1 protein-coding gene is annotated in these 939 nt (G+C 69.3%); it reads right to left on the bottom strand.

Translation table 11 applies throughout. The annotated features are described in order from the left end of the window. Positions 1-939 (bottom strand): recombinase XerD (locus tag HGO92_RS23140; protein ID WP_205835004.1); only part of this gene is annotated, 939 nt, incomplete at both ends.

Raw genomic sequence — 939 nt, 5'->3', positions numbered from 1 at the left:
TGAAGGCCACTTGGTAGCTGTAGCCGAGTGCGTCCGCGACTAGTGGCGGCGGCATCTGGGTGACGAGGTCGTCGAGCGAGCGGTTGCGGGCTCCTGTGAGCTGGATACCGAGCGAGCCGAGCCGGTGCGTGATGGTGTTCGGGTGCAGGTGGTGGCCGGCGTGGGTGCCGGGGAAGAGCCATGGGCTCTCGCTGACGCCGGTGCGGAGGTTGGGCCGGGTCCTGATGTGGTCCAGAAGCAGTTTGGCGAACGGCGCCGGGACGGGAACGGGACGGCCCCCGAAGTTTATGCCGGCCTGGCCTGTCGCCGGGTCGATGGCGATCGCGTCGGTGCGGAGCGCTGCGACCCGTACGAGGGGCTGGGCGTAGAGCAGGAGCAGGATCCCTGCGACCCGGTAGGGAAGGGATTCGCTGCTGCCGCTGAGGAGTTCCCGGAGCCACGCCAGCCGCTGGTCCTGGGCGAGCGTGGGGCGGGTTCGTGCGGTGTAGTGGCCGACGTCGACGCTGACGTTGAGCCTGGTGTTGCGGGCGAAGACGAAGAAGGTCCGGATCAGCTTGCGGGTGGTGGGGCCGCTCGCTCTCCACTCGTCAACGTCCTGCTGGGTGCAGGTCGCGGCGGTGCGCTGGTGCGTGTCCCAGAGCCAGCCGAGGAACTTGATGGTCTCGGTGATCTCCTGCTTGGCGGAGTGGACCGGGCCCCGGGCTGGGCTGTCGGGGGTGGCCGTGGATCGGATGCGCTTGAGGTGGTGCCATTTGGCGAAGTGCTCGACGGGCCGGGCGACCTCGGGCGGCAGGGGGTGGAGCTTGTCCTCGATCCACGTCTCGAAGCGGGCAAGGTACGGGTCCCGGTATGGGAGCAGGTCGTGGTGGACCAGCATGGCGCGGAGGTGGTCAACGGCGCGCCCGGCCGTCTCGGTGTGCTGGTCGAGGCCTTCGTGGG

Origin of the sequence: Crystallibacter degradans (assembly GCF_012952295.1) — a bacterium.
GTDB classification, from domain to species: domain Bacteria; phylum Actinomycetota; class Actinomycetes; order Actinomycetales; family Micrococcaceae; genus Crystallibacter; species Crystallibacter degradans.
This window is presented reverse-complemented; position numbering and strand designations above follow the sequence as displayed.